Below are 16,338 nucleotides of genomic sequence, written 5' to 3'. Positions count from 1 at the left end.
AGTATTATCTCCAGACGTACATTCCGTAAAGGTATCCGACGCCGACGCTGCCGGTGAGAAGAAAGAGAAAGAACAGCTGCAGAACTGCGCCGAGCGACGGGGACGCAACTAGTTCACGGAGACGTGACGGGAGGAACCGAAACAGCAGGTCTCCGAGGAAATCGGACTCCTCACCGGTCGATTCGGGAACGAACACTTCCATCCCGCGCTTCGAGTACCCCTGCCAGAACGCGCGGTCGACAAGCCAGCCGGGATCGGTCCGGTAGTCGAATATCTTGTGAGCGACGAGCGCATCCGGTGTGTAGTACACACCTTCGTCGTATTCCGATCGCAGGCGCGCGCAGAGTTCCGTCTCACCACCCTGCAGGTTCTTTTCGCCCTGTCGGCCACCGATATCGTCGTCGAAGCCGCCCAGTTCGAGAAACACGTCCCGGTCGAAGGAGATGTTCGAGCCGAAGGTGTTGCGAACGACGCCGGGTTCGTCGGGGTCGCCGTTCGGTCCGAACCCGCGGTGTGTGACACCGATGAGCCAGTAGAACTCCGCGGGCAGAAAACTGGGTTTGCCGGCGACCCATGCCGGCGTCATCCGGCCGCCGACCGCGAGCGCGTCGTGCCGTTCGTAGGCATCGACTAGCGCCGCGACCCACTCCTCGTCAGCGATCGCGTCGTCGTCGATGAATGCGACAACGTCTCCGGTAGCGACTTCGGCCCCGTTGTTCCGGCTCTCTAGCAGCCCGACGTTTTCGTCGTTACAGTGAGTCAGGACATCGTCACGGTCGCCGAAGTCAGACTCGTACTGTTCGTACATGTCCCGGTCACCGTCCGAGACTAGCACCAGTTCCACGTCGTCGTAGGTCTGGGCTAAGACGCTCTCGGCCGCCGCCTGGCAGTCGTCGTATCGCTCCATCGTGTGCGTACAGAGCACGACCGAGACTCGCATGGTCGGTGGTGTGCCACCGGTGCTGTTATGCGTTTCCATCCTGCGCTCGCATAGAGGTCAAAAGGCTTATGCGCGCCTTGGCAGTTTTTCCGTGCAATGAGTCAATCACGGGGCTATCTTGACGACAACCCCGAACTCGAGTCCGCCCTGGAGTGGGCCGAGCGCTGGTACCACGTTCCGGTCCTCCTGGTACTGCTCGGGTTCATGCTGTGGAATCGTGTTCAAAGTTGGGAGAACTTCATTGTTGACGGCGAGGTACTCTTCAGTGGGAACGACGCATGGTATCACTACCGTTCGACCCAGTACGTCGTTAACAACTGGCCCGCGACGATGCCGTTCGACCCTTGGACGGCGTTCCCATACGGGACCAATAACGGGCAGTTCGGGACGCTGTTCGATCAGATCGTCGCAACGGTCGCCCTGATTGTCGGTCTGGGTTCGCCCAGCGATCAGACTGTTGCAATGACGCTCCTGTTTGCTCCCGCCGTACTCGGGACGCTCGTTGCGATTCCGACGTACCTTATCGGACGGCGACTCGGCGGCCGCCTCGGCGGCGTAACTGCAGTTACTGTGATGGCATTCTCCACGGGGTGGCTCCTACGACGAAGCCTCGTCGGGTTTTCCGACCACCACGTCGCAGAAGCCCTCTTCCAAGCACTCGGCGTCCTTGGCGTCATGGTGGCCGTCAGCGTCGCCGCGCGGGACAAACCGATCTACGAGCAGTTCATCGAACGAGATATAGACGCACTCCGGGATACCATCAGCTGGTCCATGCTGGCCGGTGTGGCAATTGCGATGTATCTCTGGGTCTGGCCGCCCGGTGTACTCCTTCTCGGGATACTCGGTGTCTTCTTCCTGATCCGACTGTGTCTGGAATATGTTCACGACAGCAGCCCGGAACACACGGCCATCGCGGGCGCAATCACGATGGCGACTGCCGCTGTGGTGAGTGCATCGAGAATTACCGTCCTAGAGGTCACAGCAACCTCTCAGTCCCTGCTACAGCCGGGACTGGCGTTGGCTGTTGGCTTCGGTTGTGTGTTCATGGCGTGGCTAGCCAGATTCATGGAGCAGCGCGAGTACGGCCGGTACGCGTATCCAGCGACCGTGTTCGCAATCCTCGCTGTCGGAGCCGTTCTGATGGCAGTACTGACTCCGAACTTGTGGAATTTCCTGACGCGGAACGTCATGAGAGTCATCGGGTTCAGTATCAGCGAAACGGCCGGCACCGTCGGCGAGGCCGCGCCACTACGGGACGCCGGAGTCTTGTTTGAGGCCCATGGGTTCGCTGTCATCGTTGCGGCGATCGGTGGCCTCATTTTGCTCGGGAAGCAGTTCCTCTCGGACGACGCCCCTGCAGAAGAACTACTCGTCGTCGTCTGGGCGCTGTTCATTCTATCTGCGACGTTCACCCAGCAGCGATTCGCGTACTATCTGGTAGCGCCGATTGCAGTGCTGTCTGGGATGCTTGTCGGTCGCTTCGTCGTCTGGTTTGATTTCAGCGCCGACGACGGGGTCGAGTATTATCAGGTTATGACAATTCTCACGGTACTTCTCGTCATCGTTGTCCCGCTGTTCGCCTTCGGCACGACGCCGGTCGAAGCCGGCGCGGATAACGGTCCCGGGCCGAGTATTCAGGGCTGGGACGAGAGCCTGCAGTGGATGGAGGCGAACACGCCCGCGGAAGGGGCATACGGCTCCGGTGGTGACGCGACACTCGATTATTACGGCACCTACCAGCAACAGGAAGACTTCGACTATCAAGAAGGGCAGTACGGCGTTCTGTCGTGGTGGGACTACGGGCACTGGATTACCACCAGAGCCGAACGGGTTCCGAATGCGAACCCCTTCCAGCAGGGAACGGATACGGCCGCGCCCTTCCTGATCGCACAGAATGAAACGCAGGCCAACAACATCCTCGACAGCACGGACGAGGACGACGCGAAGACGCGGTACGTCGCCGTCGACTGGAAGATGGCCGAAACCAACGGCAACCTCGGTGGCAAGTTCTTCGCCCCGCCGGCCTTCGTCGATGGGGTGCAATCCAGTGATTACTACAGTCAGCTGTACGTCCAGTCTCAGGGCGGTGTCCGACAGGTGACGTTCCAGCAGCAGGCCTACTACGAGACGACGGTGGCACGACTGTACCGGTTCCACGGCAGCGCCGCGGAGCCGCGACCGGTCGTCGTTGACTGGGAGAACAAGCAGACAAGCCAGGGGGCGCAGTACCGCGGGGCGCCGACCAACGAGGAAGAACCGGAGGGCCAACAGCAGGGACGGGTTATCCGTCAGTTTGAGAACCTCGAACAGGCCCGTCAGTACGTCGAGCAGGACACGACCTCGCAACTGGGTGGCTACGGTGACAACCCCAGCGAGCGGGTGCCCGCAATGGAGCACTACCGCATGGTCGGTTCCAGTGAGACCGAGGCATTCCCGAACAGTCCGCAGTACCGGCACTCCGCCTGGACGAAGATATTCGAGCGCGTGCCCGGGGCGACGGTCGAAGGGACCGGACCGGCGAACACGACAGTGCAAGCCGCCGTTCAGATGCATAATCCGGCGACGAACAAGACGTTCTTCTACCGCCAGCGCACCCAGACAGATCAAAACGGGAACTTCGAGATGACCGTTCCCTACTCGACCACTGGGTACGACGACTGGGGGACTGACGAGGGCTACACGAACGTGAGCGTCCGTGCCGAGGCCCAGTACCAGTTCAGGGCAGTCGGGACCAACAACGGAGAACGGACCGGATTCATCGGCACTACCGATGTCACCGAAGGACAGGTCATCGGCGAGGACGACGCTGCCGCAACCGTCGAACTGGAGCCGATATCGATTCAGCAGGGCAATGAGACCAGCGATGAATCGCGCGCGCCGATGAGCGAAGACGCGGCTGAAGCGGGCGCATAGCGAGTCCTAACGATCGATCGCTAGCCGGCCGCCTGTTGGCTACCGGAGATGTTTTGCAGGATTCTGTTGTCGGACTTCGTTCTATCAGGGACGTGCCTGTCTATCGAAAAGTCGACAGCAGCGGAACGGTGAACTCACTCGGCCAGCGGATTGAACGTGCCGTTGATGTCCCACTCGTGAAGACAGTGCGGGTCGCCGGACTGCTTGGTGCCGTCGTCGGTGACGATACGCCAACTGTGTTGGTCCGGGTCCCACTCGTCGACCCGCCCACACCGTTCACACTCGCGTTTGCGTGGGGTGACGATTTCAGCCATATCTGGTGCAAGCGCGTGGGTGATTATCAGGCTGCCGGTCCCTGACTAGTCGTTCGGAACGATTCAGCGCCGACGACCGGGAGTGCTGTACCGACACTGACGACAGGGGGTGCAACCGCTGCCGTGCTCAAAAGTCTGGGAGGTCATCCGCGCCGACCTCCTCCGCTTCCCAGTCGATGTACTCGTCGGCCAGCACCTCACAGACGACCTGTCCGAACTCGGTCAGTCCGGCGTTGATACCTGAAACAGTGCCCCAGGAATCGATGTCCGGGTGGATCTCCCGCTCGCGCCAGTCCTCGGGCAAGCCCGGGGCGTGGTAGCCGACACGACCTGCGAAGGAGTCCCAGAAGAAATCGAACTCCTCGATGAGTCCCAGATCCGTGACGATCTCCCACTGATCGACATCGAGCGACGCGTCCGCGGCCCATTCCTCGAAGGCGGCCGCCCACGCACCGTCGTCGAGGGCCTCGGCGAGGTCCTCGCGACGGTATTCGTCGCCCTGTACGTCCGCATCGTCGTACTCGTCGGCAGCGACGCCGGTAGACAGCTCCGGCCGCTCCGGCGTTTCAACATCGAGTGTCATAGTCGTGGTACGTGGCGGAGCCGAATAAAGCTCATACTGTTGGCTGTCTCTTCGTAGCGGTGTTCGTCACTCCGAGATGACAATACGATGATTGCAGCAGACGGTATCAGCGCTTTGCTTCCCCATCGAGGGCACCCTGCCGCAGTCGTTCACCGCGGTCAGTGTCGGTCGTCACGTCGGGAACGGGAACCGGGTTCCTGTCTTCGTCGACCGCGACGTACACCGAGTACGACTCAGCGGTCGACTCAGTCTCGCCGGTTCTGATATTCTCTCGGGCGGCCCGGAGCCGAACTTTGACGCTCGTTTCGCCAGCATCGTAGACGAAAGCTTCAATCAGGGCCGTATCACCGACAGGTATCGGACGCTTGAAATTCACCTGATCCATCCGAGCGGTGACGCAGGTTTCGCCGGCAAAGCGCATCGCCGACATCGCTCCGAGTTCGTCCATCCACTTCAGCACGTTCCCCCCGTGGGTCGAACCCAGATGGTTCGAATGGTTGGGCTGGACCATCCAGCGGTTCTCGATATAGGTTTCCAATACCGTTGGCATGGCCCGAGGTTGGCCAGCACTTGGGTTGAGTCTGTCGGACGGGCTTCGAAAACGTTGCTACGCCGAGACGTACTGCGCTTCCCACTCTTTCCGGGCGTCGAGTTCACGCTGGCCGCGCTTGGTCAGCGTGTAAAAGTTCGTTCGGCGGTCGCGTTCGCCCTTCTCGATAAGCGCTTTCTCGACGAGCGTGTCGAGGTTCGGATACAGTCGGCCGTGGTTGACCTCGCTCTCGTAGTAGTTTTCGAGTTCTTCCTTGATCGCTAACCCGTGGGGCTCGTCAAGGCCTGCAATGACGTATAGCAGGTCCCGCTGGAATCCAGTCAGGTCATACATTGTATATCCGATACAGTCTGACCCTGTACATATCAGTCTTTTGAATCGGTAAATCTATTACGTATTTATAGATGCCGTCAGCGTCCAGTAGTTACCACGGCATCTGCGGCTGTATTAACACGAGAGTGCGTAATAGCTTCGCCCCGTGACGTGAACATACAATGCCACAAACATGATTTTGGCCCCCGTTTCTCGGCGGTCACTCGGACCCGACAAGGGTAAAGGAAACGAATGTGTAACGCGGGTGATGACCGAACACGCGGAGTCGGCGGCAGACGAGTTCCCGGAACCGTCAGGGACGGGGCGCGTCGACGTCGTCGGAACCGCTCACGTTTCCGAGCACAGCGTCGAAGAAGTGGAATCAGCGATTGAGGAATCCAAGCCCGATATCGTCGCCGTCGAACTCGACGAGGGTCGGTATCGGCAGATAAAGGGCGAAACGCCCGACGACCTCGATGCGAGCGACCTCCTGCGCGGGAACACCGTCTTTCAGTTCCTTGCATACTGGATGCTGTCGTACATCCAGACCCGGCTGGGCGACCGGTTCGATATCGAGCCGGGGGCAGACATGAAGGCGGGCATCGATACCGCCGAACGGCTCGGTCTGGGCGTCGCACTTGTCGACCGGGACATTCAGACGACCGTCCAGCGGTTCTGGGCGCGGTTGACGGCCGTCGAGAAGCTCAAGCTCGTCGGCAGTCTCGCAGCCGAGATGGGGCCGCCGTTGACCGTCGGGCTGACCGTCGGTGCTGTCTTCGGCGGACTGTTTGCGGTCGTCGCCGGGGCCTTCGGTGGTCCGTTTATCGTCCCGAGTGGAGCGCTTTCGGGGGTTTTTCCGGGCGGCCTCGGTGGGACGGTCGAGGGCCTCCTCGATACGCTGTTGCTCATCTGTGTTGCTGCAGCCGGTATCGGGATTCCCATCGCCGCGCTACTGGTCCAGTTCCGTGGTGAGGCCGATGTCGAGGAGTTCGACATGGAGAAACTGACTGACACCGACGTGGTCAGCGCGATGATGGAGGAGTTCCGTCAGTTCTCCCCCGGCGGCGCGGAGGCGCTCATCGACGAACGCGACGCGTTCATCGCCCACCGGCTCGTTGCTCTCCGCGAGGCCGGCTATCACGTCCTCGCCGTCGTCGGTGCCGGCCACCGCGAGGGCATCCAGAACTATCTCGACAACCCGGAGACGCTTCCGCCGATGGAGTCGCTCACCGGAACCGAGGGTGGCCGTCGCGTCTCGCTGTACAAACTCGTCGGCTACGGCTTCGGGGTCGTCTTTCTCGTCTTCTTCGGCCTACTTATCCTCGGCGGCGCGAGTCAGGCCGTCTTACTGCAGCTGTTCGTCGCACTGGTGGTGGTCAACGCCGTGCTGGCCGGCGGGCTGGCGAAGGTGGCCGGCGCGCACTGGTCGAGTGCGGCCGCCGCCGGGGCCTTCGGCTGGCTGACGAGCCTGTTCCCGCTGCTCGCGGCGGGCTGGTTCGCGGGCTACGTCGAACTGCGATACATCTCCGTCAACATCAGCGATATCGCGACGCTCAACGAGATACTCAACGATCAGGAATCACCGGTGATGGACCTCGTCAGCCGGATGCGTGCGGTACCGCTGTTCCGCCTGATTCTCGTCGTCGCGCTGACGAACGTCGGTAGCGCAATCGCCTCCTACGTCGTGTTCCCGGTGCTGATTCCGTACATCTCCTCGGACATCGGCGGGATGCAAGGTGTCTCACGCCTGCTCTGGCAGGGTGTCCGCGAAGGGACTCAGATACTCGTGGGAGTGCTCTGATGGCGGGCCGACAACGGCGAACCGCCACGGGCTGGACCGTCGCCGGGCTCAGCTTCAGCCAGCGCGAACTCCGGGACCTTCTCGTCGCTTGGCTTGCGCTCGGACTGGCATTTACCTTCTTCCTCGAACGCGAGTTCCGCCGCATCGTCTTCCTCCAGTTCGGAGGGCTGTCGGCGGGCGAAATTCTCAGCACGTTCGCGGTCAGTCTGCTGACCGTCGGCGTCGGCTTCCTGCTACACGAACTGGCTCACAAGGTCGTCGCCGTCCGCTTCGGTCAGATCGCTGCGTTCCAGGCCGACTACCGGATGCTCGGGTTTGCAGTTCTGGGCGGCCTCGCTGGCTTCCTGTTCGCTGCGCCGGGTGCGGTCGTCCACCGCGGCCGCCTCACGGCGAAGCAACACGGCCTCATCGCCGTCGCCGGCCCGGTGACGAACCTCGCGCTCGCTGTCGTGTTCCTCGTTCCCTTCATCGCGGCGCTGCTGTTGAGTACAAGCGGCTTCCTCTGGGAGGTCGCGCGGATGGGCCTGCAGATCAATCTCTTGCTCGCCGGGTTCAACATGCTTCCCTTCGGCCCGCTTGACGGCCGAACGGTTCGGGAATGGAGCACACCAGTGTTTCTCGCCGTCGCGGTGCCGTCGATTCTGCTTGGAGTCGGCGCCCTGTTCGTCCTCTGAGACGGGCGGGGACGCCTCCGCCGGAACGACGCTCTTTTGCCCGCGCCACGCACGCTCTCGGGTATGACCAACAGCGAGTCCGAGGCTGACGACACAGACGACGAAGATGCGGAGGGGTTGACTTACGCAGAGACCGGTGTGGACATCGACGCCAGCGAGGCGGCCACAATGGCGCTCATCGGCGCGGCCGGCGAGTTCGAGGGCGACTACGCGGGGCTGGTGGACATCGGCGACCAGTACCTCGCACTCGCAACGGACGGCGTCGGAACGAAGCTCTTGGTCGCAGAAGCCGTCGACGACTACTCGACTATCGGGATTGACTGCATCGCGATGAACGCTAACGACCTCATCGCGACCGGTGTCGAACCGGTGGCGTTCGTCGACTACCTCGCGGTCGAAACACCCGACGAGGAGACGAGCGAGGACATCGGCGCTGGGCTCCGAACAGGGGCTGAGCGGGCCGATGTAGCTCTCGTGGGCGGCGAAACTGCTGTGATGCCGGATGTCATCAAGGGGTTGGACATCGCCGGGACCTGTGCCGGACTGGCACCGAAAGACGCCGTCTTCCCCGGTGAGGCCGAACCAGGTGACGCTATCGTCGGCTGGCCATCCTCGGGCATCCATTCGAACGGGCTCACGCTCGCTCGCGAGGCAGTCACACAGGATCACGAGTACACCGATCCGTTCCCGCCGAATCCCGACAGGACCATCGCCGAAGAGCTGCTGACGCCGACGCGGATCTACAGCGAGGTGCTTGCGCCGTTGCGGGCCAGCGAGACGCACGCGGCCGCACACGTCACCGGCGGCGGCTGGACAAACCTCACGCGGATGGGGAGCCACCGGTACGAGATCACGGACCCTTTCGAGGCCCAGCCCGTCTTCGAGTTCGTTCAAGCGGAAGGCGAGGTCTCTGACGAAGAGATGCATCGGACGTTCAACATGGGGACTGGGTTTGTCGCTGCGGTCCCCGAGGCCGATGCTGCGGAGATTGTCGCCGACAGCGAGGATGCCCGCGCGATCGGCGAAGTGGCTGACGGAGATGAGGCGGTGTCGATTCGTGATCTCGAACTCACCGAGTGATCTATTCGGGGGCTGCCAGAAACCGATCAGGTGAGCTCAGGCGGACAAGATGTCTTTGCCGGCAGTCTCCTCCGCAATCCGAATCTGGAGCGCCTGTCGGATGTGGTATCTAGCCGCTTCGCTTTCGGCGGTTTCGAGGGCCTTTTCGAGTTCGGCATACAGTGGGTCGCTGGGATTGACCATATGCGTACGTCTCTCATTGGTGAGAATAGACATATACCCCTGACACTGTTTTCGGTAGTAAGCCCCTCCTACAGGTAGTACGCGACCACTATCACAGTTCGTGCTTCTGAGAATTAGAGTTAGCTGACCGTACGCGCGATGTCCGCTTCGGTTATGACACCGATAGTTTCCCCACCTTCGACGACCATCACAGCGGCATTATGGTTCAGGTACGCATCGACTTCGTCGATAGGTGCATCAGGCTCGACGGTTGCGATAGATTCGTTCATCACTTCAGCCACCGGGAGGTCGCCGACGTTCTCCTCGGGCCGCTGGCGGATGTCGGAGTTACCGATGAGTCCCTGCGGTGCCCCGTCCCGGATGACGGGGACCTGTGAGTACCCCTTCTCGTCCATCACGTCTTTCGTCTGATGGACAGAGTCGTCGGGCGCGACGCCAACAACGGGTGAGTTCATCAGGTCGCGGGCCTTGATGATGCCGCCTTCAGCCTCCTCCAGAGCGGTCACGATTCGCCGAAGTGTCGACAGCCGTGGGTCCACGTCGCCACCTTCGATACGCGCAATAAGGGGTTGGGAGACGTCAGCCCGCTCCGCCAGTTCGCTCTGGGTCAGCCCGAGTTCGTTGCGGCGCTCCCGCAGGTCCTGTGGCGTCGGTAAGTCCATACCCGTAATTACCACGGGTAATATAAAAAGCCCACGGCTACTGCGCCAAGCGAATCAATAGGACTTCGATTATGCTTCGGCTTCGGCTTCGTCCTCGTCGGCTTCGGTCTCGAATACCTCGACGACTTTCAGCGGGACGTCCCGGAGTGCGCCACCGATCTCGCTCTTGGCGATCCGCTGGGCGTGCTCTGGGGATTCGGCGTTGAACACGTCCATCTCGAGTACCAGTCCGACGAGCGCCGTGTCGGCTGCGATGAACGCCGAGTCGAACGGTTCGCCACAGGCCGGGCAGCCGGTCGCGCCGACCTCGACCTCAACGTAGTCCATTTCGGCCTCGTTGAGCCGCTTCCCCGCTTCGCTCACTGCTACACCGATAGCGTCGTCGATGTCGTCTACGTCACGAACCAGCCAGGCTGCTTCCATCGCCACGAGGTAGTTCATACACTAGCTCTCGTGGCCCGACTATTCGATAGTTTTGATTCACGTCTGTTGCGCACGTCACCATTACTATCTCTATAACTTATGCGAACCAGCCATCTGACACACACTCCCATTATGTCTGATCGAGGAGTCGTTCGTGTAGTCGTCCGTTCTCTCAGCCATTTCAGCAAATCGCAAGACGGTGGCCCCATAGTTCTTCACAATCGATACTCCGTAACTGAAATTCGGTGACAAGACTTATATACCGGACTCACTCTGGAATGACCGAGGAAGATGGTAGCTCGACTGTACACCGCAACGCTGTTCGCACTGTATCAACTCACCCTGCTACTGGGCATCATGCTGCTGCCGGTGGCGATGCTCACGGAGCAGTTCGGACTCCGACTGCCGATGGACCGAGCCGTGTCGGGACTCAACGAGGCCTACGATCAGGCGAACGCGTAAGACGGAGCAGCCGACTGAACCTGCCCGCAGCGGTGGCGGCCAGGTTCGTCAGGAAAAGAGGTTTTATCAGCGCCCGACTAGTACCCCACAGTAATGCGAGATATGACTCCGGGGCCGGACCTTTCTGGACCCCAGGCTGCTGACGAGTTCCAGAGCGACCCGTACGCGCCCGAAGTCGGCGCGCTCCCCGAACAGTCCGCACAGGATTCGGAGAAGGTGAACAAGACTGGCACAACCACCATCGGTATCAGTACCTCCGAAGGTGTCGTCATCGCGACAGATATGCGTGCCTCGCTTGGCGGGCGCTTCGTCTCGAACAAGAACGTCCAGAAAGTCGAGCAGATTCACCCCACCGCAGCGCTCACCCTTGTCGGGAGTGTCGGCGGCGCACAGTCGTTCATCCGGACGCTTCGCGCGGAGGTCAACCTCTACGAGGCCCGGCGCGGTGAGGACATCAGCATGAAGGCCCTTTCGACGCTGGCCGGCAACTTCGCCCGCGGCGGCCCTTTCTTCGCTATCAACCCCATCCTTGGCGGCGTCGACGACGACGGCCACCACGTCTACTCCATCGACCCGGCCGGCGGCGTCATGAAGGACGACTACACTGTCACTGGCTCCGGCCTCACCGTCGCGTACGGGACCCTTGAAGACCGCTACGAGGACGACATGACAAACGAGGAGGCAAAAGAGGTCGCTGCCGCCTCGATCAACGCCGCCGCCGAGCGTGACACCGGCTCCGGTAACGGTATCTACCTCGCCGATGTCACCGCCGAGGGCGTCGACATCAACGGCTACGACTTCGACGAACTGCTGTAGCCACACGAACCAATCGTTACGGTCGGGTCTCGGCCCAGACGTTTTTCGTGCCGAGGTCAGCTTTGTTCCACCGCAGTGAGAGACTACAAGGCGACGACTGGCGCACTCTGTCTAAGCTGTAGATATATGCAACCGTGTAATGTGATCGTGAAACGACAAGTATAGGTAGTTAGTCTGAATAACTTATCTAAATGATATCTTCAGACGCCGTCGTTCAGTTTGCATCCCGGACCGGAGTCAAACCACTACTCAACCGGTGTTACAACCAGTATCGTGAAGTCTCGTACTGCCTTGCTGGCGATACATACGTGGTCACAGTCGATGATGTCAGCACAGAGTTCCTGATACCAACCTACAATGAGTTTACTGACCTATGGAAGATAGACGAACGACCGGTACTCGCTGATCTGCTGGAGGAACTCCAGCCCAACGACGTGTTCTACGATATCGGGGCTAATATCGGTCTGTATGCCTGTCTGGCATCGGAGGTGACCGACAATCCGGTCATCGCATTCGAACCACACCCCGACAACGCCGAGCGGTTACGACAGAATATGCAGCACAACCGCGCCGATATTTCGCTATTCGAACACGCGATGGTCGATGAGGACGGTGAAGCCGAACTCTCCATTACGCTCGAAAAGATCGGTTCAGCCGGGCATTCGCTGGTGACGACAGCGACAGAGCACGAGACAATCACAATTAGCAAGCGACACGGCGACGAGTTCATCGCCGACAACCAACTGCCGACACCGACTGCGATCAAAATCGACGTCGAAGGGACTGAGGGCGCTGTTCTCAATGGTCTGTCGGCGACGCTCGACCAGCCCTCGTGTCGGCTCGTGTACTGTGAAGTCCACGGAAACCGACTCGAGACCAACGGTCATTCCGTTGCTGGCATCCGGAGTCGACTGGAGGGACACGGCTTTGCTGTGACCAAGCGAGTTATCCGTGACGGCAAGGGCGACACCTTCCTTATCGGGAAGAAGTGAGGGCCGAACGAGAGAATTATACGGTCGGCTTCCGCATCGCCGGTATGGAACTGTTCGGGACCGCGGGGATCCGCGGTGATGTCGTATCGAAGGTGACGCCGGACCTCGCGCTGCGAGTTGGACAGGCAACTGGGCAGGACGGCGAGACGTTCGTGCTGGGGTACGACGGTCGCGTGACCTCGCCAGCCCTCGCTGACGCGATGGCCGCGGGACTGCAAAGCGCCGGCGCGCGAGTCGTCAGAATCGGCCGCGTGCCGACGCCGACGCTGGCTTACGCCTCGCAGGGCCGCCACGGCGTGATGATTACCGCGAGCCACAACCCGCCGACGGACAATGGCATCAAAGTATTCGCCGATGGCACCGAGTACAGCGACGACGACGAGACGCGCATCGAAGGGCGAATTGAGGACGGCTCGACGCCGACAGCCTGGGACGACTGGGGCGACACAGAGGCGGTCTACCACCTCGACGAGTATCGGAGCGCTGTCGCCGACTACGCCGAGTCGCTTGGTGGCGACCCAGCAGGGCTGACGGTGGCAGTCGACTGCGGGAACGGGATGGCCAGCGTGGCGACGCCACAGGTCCTCCGAGAACTGGGTGCCGACGTACTCGCGACGGAAGCGAACGTAGACGGGACCTTCCCCGGCCGCGAGAGCAAGCCTACACCGGAGACACTGGCCGATTTCCGCGAGTTCGTTGCCGAGTCCGACGCCGACTTCGGGTTCGGCCACGACGGTGATGCCGACCGTATCGTCGTTGTCGATACCGACGGTGATGTCATCCACGAAGATACGATACTCGCGATGCTGGCCGAACACTACACGCGTGCCGCGGACATTTCGGACCCCGTCGTCGTGACGACGCCCAACGCGTCCGGTCGTATCGACGAACGGGTCGAAGCCGCTGGCGGCCGCGTCGAACGCATCCACCTCGGCTCGCTCCACGTGGGAATCGCTGATGTCCGCGCGGACGCGACCGACGAAACCGAGGTCGTCTTCGCCGCAGAACCATGGAAACACATCCACACCGCCTTCGGCGGTTGGATCGACGGTGTCGCCAGCGCAGCCGTGCTGACGCGCCTGTTCGCTGCGGAGGGTGTCGCTGACAGGCGGGCCGTCATCTCCGAACGGCCGTACGAGAAGGTGAGCGTAGAGTGCCCCGACGACGCCAAAGCCGAGACGATGGGGCGACTGGAATCCAGCCTGCCCGAGACGTTCCCTGAAGCCGATGTCTCGACGGAGTACGGCGTCCGGCTCTCCTTCGACGACGGGTCGTGGACGCTCGTCCGGCCGAGCGGCACCGAGCCGTACGTCCGGGTGTACGCAGAGAGCGACGATATCGACGCGCTGGTCGCCGACACCACACAGGCGGTCCGCGACGCTGTCGCGGCCGTCAGCGCCGCCGACGCCTGATACCTGCAAACCGACTGCTACCGAGACCGATAGAATTTCTACACGGCCCTGCGACGCCCAGTGCATGGAGGACCTCCTCGACGCAGCGAGAGACGCCATCGACGAGGCGTACGCGCCGTACTCGGAGTACACCGTCGGCGCGGCGCTGGAAACGAGCGACGGTACCGTCTACACCGGCTGTAACATCGAGAACGCGAACTACAGCAACAGCTTACATGCCGAGGAAGTGGCCATCGGTGCGGCCGTCAGCGACGGCTACCAGTCGTTCGAACGCGTCGCTGTCACCTCTGGCAAGCGAGACGGCGTCACCCCCTGTGGGATGTGCCGCCAGACGTTCAGCGAGTTCTGTGACGAGTCCTTCGAGATAATCACCGACGGCGACGAGCCGACGGTGTACGAACTCGGGGAGCTCCTGCCGACGACAATCACCAGCGACCATCTGGACAAATGACAAGTGACAGTGAAGACCCGAACGACGACGTACAGTACCATCTGGAAGTAAGCGATGACGATGTGGCCGACAGCGTCCTGCTGCCGGGGAACCCCGAGCGGGTCGAAAAGGTCGTCGACTACTGGGACGACCACGACATCGTCGCCGAACACCGCGAGTACCGCACGGCGACGGGTACCCACGACGGGACGCCCATCTCCGTGACCTCGACGGGTATCGGTGGCCCGTCGGCCGCTATCGCGCTCGAAGAACTGGCCCGCGTCGGCGCTGATTCATTCATTCGGGTTGGCTCCTGTGGCGCAATCCAGGAGGAAGCCAGCATCGGCGACCTCGTCATTACGACCGGCGCGGTGCGACAGGAGGGGACCAGCAAGGAGTACGTCCGCGAGGACTATCCTGCCAGCGCCGACCATCGGATCGTTTCGGCGCTCGTCGCCGCCGCCGAGGAACTCGGCTACGACTACCACCTCGGCGTCACCTGCTCGACCGATAGTTTCTACGCCGGGCAGTCACGCCCGGGGTTCGAGGACTTCGAGGCCAGCGGCAGCGATGAGCGCATCGCGGCGCTTCAGGAGGCCGGCGTCCTTAACTTCGAGATGGAGGCCGCAACGATTCTCACGCTCGCGAACCTGTACGGCCTACGGGCCGGCGCTGTCTGCACGGTGTACGCCAACCGCGTTACCGGCGAGTTCCGCACCGAAGGGGAGCGTAAAGCGGCCAAGTGTGCTAGCCTCGCTGTGTCGTATCTGGCGGAGATGGACGCGGCTGTCGAGGAAGCCGACGCCGATGGGTGGCACGCTGGCCTGTCTATCGACCGATAGTCCCATTCATACGCGGTGCTGGCCGTGAGCAGATACGTTCAGAGTATAGTTGCGGCGCGGTAGAAACAGCATACCGCGCGAGCGGAGCGAGCGCGGTTTCCCCGGACTCGCCGCCTCGCAGCGAGTCCGGCCTTTTTCGCCCACGTTTTTCAAGGAGTGGTTCGCGCGGTCAGCGCGAACCCGACGCAGAAAAAGGTGGTCTCACATGTCAGGCCAGGCCTTGGCGGCCCGACCCACGCTGGTCACGTCGTTGATCCAGCGGGCGGCGATCGCTTTCTTCAGCAGTTTCGCAGGCAGCCCGCCAAAGGTTTCGATAGGCATGTTCACCACGTCGTGGGCGACAGCTTTCTCGCCGACCGAAACGACTGTGCCCTTGTCCTTGTGGGTCCAGGTCTTGAGCGGTTGGCCTCGCGCCGCGCGAGCGAGGTTTTCGCCGGCGACCTCGGCGGCTTGCCAGGCGGCCTGAGCGGTCGGCGGGGCGGGCTGGTCGCCCGGCTGATCGATCAGTGCCGAGTCACCGATGGCGAAGACGTGCTCGTCTTCGGTCTGGAAGTTCCCTTCCGCGTGGACGCGGTGGTTGCGCTCGTCCTTGTCAAGGTCAACGTCTTGCATGCAATCGCGGCCGGTGATGCCGCCGGTCCAGACCAGTACGTCGTAGTCCAGTTCGTCCTCGTCGCCGATGTAGACCGTCTCTTCGTCGACCTCGCCGATGAACTCCCCGCACTTGATGTTCACGTCGGCGGCTTCCAGACGCTTGCGCAGGGCACCCTGGAGTTCGGGGTCGCTGTTGGGCAGAACCTGATCGAGGCCCTCAACGAGGTGGATGTCGATGGGCGCGTTGTGTTCGTCGCGGAACTCGGCAACCTCGCCGGCGGTCTGGATACCGGAGAGGCCAGCGCCGCCGATGACGACCTGTGCTGGGTCGTTTGTAGAAGCGTCGCGGGCGGCC

At 61.7% G+C, this 16,338-nt stretch carries 19 protein-coding genes; 10 read left to right on the top strand and 9 right to left on the bottom strand.

Features of this window, described 5'->3' with window-relative positions:
• Positions 1 to 4: 4 nt before the first annotated feature.
• The gene (gene aglG / locus IEY38_RS07150; RefSeq protein ID WP_188976546.1) at positions 5 to 940 is read right to left on the bottom strand and encodes a glucosyl-dolichyl phosphate glucuronosyltransferase; all 936 of its coding nucleotides are present in this window, start codon (positions 938 to 940) and stop codon (positions 5 to 7) included.
• A gap of 96 nt (positions 941 to 1,036) precedes the next feature.
• Here aglG and IEY38_RS07145 point away from each other — a divergent pair, with 96 nt between their 5' ends.
• Positions 1,037 to 3,853 (top strand): oligosaccharyl transferase, archaeosortase A system-associated, encoded by a 2,817-nt coding sequence (locus tag IEY38_RS07145; protein WP_188976544.1) that lies wholly within the window; start codon positions 1,037 to 1,039, stop codon positions 3,851 to 3,853.
• A gap of 134 nt (positions 3,854 to 3,987) precedes the next feature.
• Here the strand turns inward: IEY38_RS07145 and IEY38_RS07140 are convergent, their stop codons facing one another.
• The 4 genes from IEY38_RS07140 to IEY38_RS07125 form a co-directional block, all read right to left on the bottom strand.
• Positions 3,988 to 4,167: an HEWD family protein gene (locus IEY38_RS07140; RefSeq protein WP_004593110.1), complete on the bottom strand. Its 180-nt coding sequence runs from the start codon at positions 4,165 to 4,167 to the stop codon at positions 3,988 to 3,990.
• Positions 4,168 to 4,294: 127 nt separating this feature from the next.
• Positions 4,295 to 4,750, bottom strand: a complete 456-nt coding sequence (locus tag IEY38_RS07135) for a hypothetical protein (protein WP_188976542.1) — start codon at positions 4,748 to 4,750, stop codon at positions 4,295 to 4,297.
• A 106-nt stretch (positions 4,751 to 4,856) separates the two neighbouring features.
• Positions 4,857 to 5,300: an acyl-CoA thioesterase gene (locus IEY38_RS07130; RefSeq protein WP_188976540.1), complete on the bottom strand. Its 444-nt coding sequence runs from the start codon at positions 5,298 to 5,300 to the stop codon at positions 4,857 to 4,859.
• A 57-nt stretch (positions 5,301 to 5,357) separates the two neighbouring features.
• Positions 5,358 to 5,633 (bottom strand): PadR family transcriptional regulator, encoded by a 276-nt coding sequence (locus IEY38_RS07125; RefSeq protein WP_004515723.1) that lies wholly within the window; start codon positions 5,631 to 5,633, stop codon positions 5,358 to 5,360.
• 247 nt (positions 5,634 to 5,880) lie between these two features.
• Between IEY38_RS07125 and IEY38_RS07120 the strand changes: the two genes are divergently transcribed.
• The 3 genes from IEY38_RS07120 (at position 5,881) to purM (ending at position 9,167) form a co-directional block, all read left to right on the top strand.
• On the top strand, positions 5,881 to 7,413 hold the full coding sequence (locus tag IEY38_RS07120; protein ID WP_188976538.1) for a TraB/GumN family protein: 1,533 nt from the start codon (positions 5,881 to 5,883) through the stop codon (positions 7,411 to 7,413).
• Positions 7,413 to 8,087, top strand: coding sequence for a site-2 protease family protein (locus IEY38_RS07115; protein WP_188976536.1), 675 nt, complete (start codon positions 7,413 to 7,415; stop codon positions 8,085 to 8,087). Before IEY38_RS07120 ends, IEY38_RS07115 begins: the two co-directional genes overlap by 1 nt.
• 63 nt (positions 8,088 to 8,150) lie before the next feature.
• A complete protein-coding gene (purM, locus tag IEY38_RS07110) occupies positions 8,151 to 9,167 on the top strand; it encodes a phosphoribosylformylglycinamidine cyclo-ligase (protein ID WP_188976534.1) in 1,017 nt (338 codons plus the stop codon).
• 36 nt (positions 9,168 to 9,203) lie between these two features.
• On the opposite strand, the gene IEY38_RS07105 is transcribed toward purM, so the two are convergent.
• The 3 genes from IEY38_RS07105 to IEY38_RS07095 form a co-directional block, all read right to left on the bottom strand.
• Positions 9,204 to 9,383 (bottom strand): hypothetical protein, encoded by a 180-nt coding sequence (locus IEY38_RS07105; protein WP_170097938.1) that lies wholly within the window; start codon positions 9,381 to 9,383, stop codon positions 9,204 to 9,206.
• Positions 9,384 to 9,469: 86 nt separating this feature from the next.
• A complete protein-coding gene (locus tag IEY38_RS07100; RefSeq protein ID WP_005534977.1) occupies positions 9,470 to 10,012 on the bottom strand; it encodes a CBS domain-containing protein in 543 nt (180 codons plus the stop codon).
• Positions 10,013 to 10,081: 69 nt separating this feature from the next.
• A complete protein-coding gene (locus IEY38_RS07095; protein WP_004515717.1) occupies positions 10,082 to 10,453 on the bottom strand; it encodes a DUF555 domain-containing protein in 372 nt (123 codons plus the stop codon).
• Between the two features lie 273 nt (positions 10,454 to 10,726).
• Here IEY38_RS07095 and IEY38_RS07090 point away from each other — a divergent pair, with 273 nt between their 5' ends.
• The 6 genes from IEY38_RS07090 (at position 10,727) to IEY38_RS07065 (ending at position 15,389) form a co-directional block, all read left to right on the top strand.
• The gene (locus IEY38_RS07090; RefSeq protein WP_170097939.1) at positions 10,727 to 10,897 is read left to right on the top strand and encodes a hypothetical protein; all 171 of its coding nucleotides are present in this window, start codon (positions 10,727 to 10,729) and stop codon (positions 10,895 to 10,897) included.
• Positions 10,898 to 10,990: 93 nt separating this feature from the next.
• Complete coding sequence (gene psmB, locus IEY38_RS07085; protein ID WP_188976532.1) at positions 10,991 to 11,713, top strand: archaeal proteasome endopeptidase complex subunit beta; 723 nt, start codon at positions 10,991 to 10,993, stop codon at positions 11,711 to 11,713.
• A 308-nt stretch (positions 11,714 to 12,021) separates the two neighbouring features.
• Positions 12,022 to 12,705 carry an FkbM family methyltransferase gene (locus IEY38_RS07080; protein WP_229775238.1) on the top strand — a complete coding sequence of 228 codons (684 nt, stop codon included), beginning with the start codon at positions 12,022 to 12,024 and terminating at the stop codon, positions 12,703 to 12,705.
• A 44-nt stretch (positions 12,706 to 12,749) separates the two neighbouring features.
• Positions 12,750 to 14,117, top strand: coding sequence for a phosphopentomutase/phosphoglucosamine mutase (locus tag IEY38_RS07075; RefSeq protein ID WP_188976528.1), 1,368 nt, complete (start codon positions 12,750 to 12,752; stop codon positions 14,115 to 14,117).
• A gap of 64 nt (positions 14,118 to 14,181) precedes the next feature.
• On the top strand, positions 14,182 to 14,568 hold the full coding sequence (gene cdd, locus IEY38_RS07070) for a cytidine deaminase (RefSeq protein ID WP_005534987.1): 387 nt from the start codon (positions 14,182 to 14,184) through the stop codon (positions 14,566 to 14,568).
• The gene (locus IEY38_RS07065) at positions 14,565 to 15,389 is read left to right on the top strand and encodes a nucleoside phosphorylase (RefSeq protein ID WP_004515712.1); all 825 of its coding nucleotides are present in this window, start codon (positions 14,565 to 14,567) and stop codon (positions 15,387 to 15,389) included. Before cdd ends, IEY38_RS07065 begins: the two co-directional genes overlap by 4 nt.
• Before the next feature lie 201 nt (positions 15,390 to 15,590).
• Here IEY38_RS07065 and IEY38_RS07060 read toward each other — a convergent pair.
• Positions 15,591 to 16,338 (bottom strand): NAD(P)/FAD-dependent oxidoreductase (locus tag IEY38_RS07060; RefSeq protein WP_188976526.1); only part of this gene is annotated, 748 nt, incomplete at its 5' end.

Source organism: Haloarcula sebkhae (genome assembly GCF_014647415.1).
In the GTDB taxonomy this organism is placed as follows: Archaea; Halobacteriota; Halobacteria; order Halobacteriales; family Haloarculaceae; genus Haloarcula; species Haloarcula sebkhae.
Note: the sequence above shows the minus strand (reverse complement) of the source record. Positions and strands in the feature narration are given on the sequence as shown.

What these genes read in the sequence shown, in the direction of transcription:
- aglG (WP_188976546.1), bottom strand. Translation starts at nt 940, where the DNA reads ATGCGAGTCTCGGTCGTGCTCTGTACGCACACGATGGAGCGATACGAC.
- IEY38_RS07145 (WP_188976544.1), top strand. Translation starts at nt 1,037, where the DNA reads ATGAGTCAATCACGGGGCTATCTTGACGACAACCCCGAACTCGAGTCC.
- IEY38_RS07140 (WP_004593110.1), bottom strand. Translation starts at nt 4,167, where the DNA reads ATGGCTGAAATCGTCACCCCACGCAAACGCGAGTGTGAACGGTGTGGG.
- IEY38_RS07135 (WP_188976542.1), bottom strand. Translation starts at nt 4,750, where the DNA reads ATGACACTCGATGTTGAAACGCCGGAGCGGCCGGAGCTGTCTACCGGC.
- IEY38_RS07130 (WP_188976540.1), bottom strand. Translation starts at nt 5,300, where the DNA reads ATGCCAACGGTATTGGAAACCTATATCGAGAACCGCTGGATGGTCCAG.
- IEY38_RS07125 (WP_004515723.1), bottom strand. Translation starts at nt 5,633, where the DNA reads ATGTATGACCTGACTGGATTCCAGCGGGACCTGCTATACGTCATTGCA.
- IEY38_RS07120 (WP_188976538.1), top strand. Translation starts at nt 5,881, where the DNA reads ATGACCGAACACGCGGAGTCGGCGGCAGACGAGTTCCCGGAACCGTCA.
- IEY38_RS07115 (WP_188976536.1), top strand. Translation starts at nt 7,413, where the DNA reads ATGGCGGGCCGACAACGGCGAACCGCCACGGGCTGGACCGTCGCCGGG.
- purM (WP_188976534.1), top strand. Translation starts at nt 8,151, where the DNA reads ATGACCAACAGCGAGTCCGAGGCTGACGACACAGACGACGAAGATGCG.
- IEY38_RS07105 (WP_170097938.1), bottom strand. Translation starts at nt 9,383, where the DNA reads ATGTCTATTCTCACCAATGAGAGACGTACGCATATGGTCAATCCCAGC.
- IEY38_RS07100 (WP_005534977.1), bottom strand. Translation starts at nt 10,012, where the DNA reads ATGGACTTACCGACGCCACAGGACCTGCGGGAGCGCCGCAACGAACTC.
- IEY38_RS07095 (WP_004515717.1), bottom strand. Translation starts at nt 10,453, where the DNA reads ATGAACTACCTCGTGGCGATGGAAGCAGCCTGGCTGGTTCGTGACGTA.
- IEY38_RS07090 (WP_170097939.1), top strand. Translation starts at nt 10,727, where the DNA reads ATGGTAGCTCGACTGTACACCGCAACGCTGTTCGCACTGTATCAACTC.
- psmB (WP_188976532.1), top strand. Translation starts at nt 10,991, where the DNA reads ATGCGAGATATGACTCCGGGGCCGGACCTTTCTGGACCCCAGGCTGCT.
- IEY38_RS07075 (WP_188976528.1), top strand. Translation starts at nt 12,750, where the DNA reads ATGGAACTGTTCGGGACCGCGGGGATCCGCGGTGATGTCGTATCGAAG.
- cdd (WP_005534987.1), top strand. Translation starts at nt 14,182, where the DNA reads ATGGAGGACCTCCTCGACGCAGCGAGAGACGCCATCGACGAGGCGTAC.
- IEY38_RS07065 (WP_004515712.1), top strand. Translation starts at nt 14,565, where the DNA reads ATGACAAGTGACAGTGAAGACCCGAACGACGACGTACAGTACCATCTG.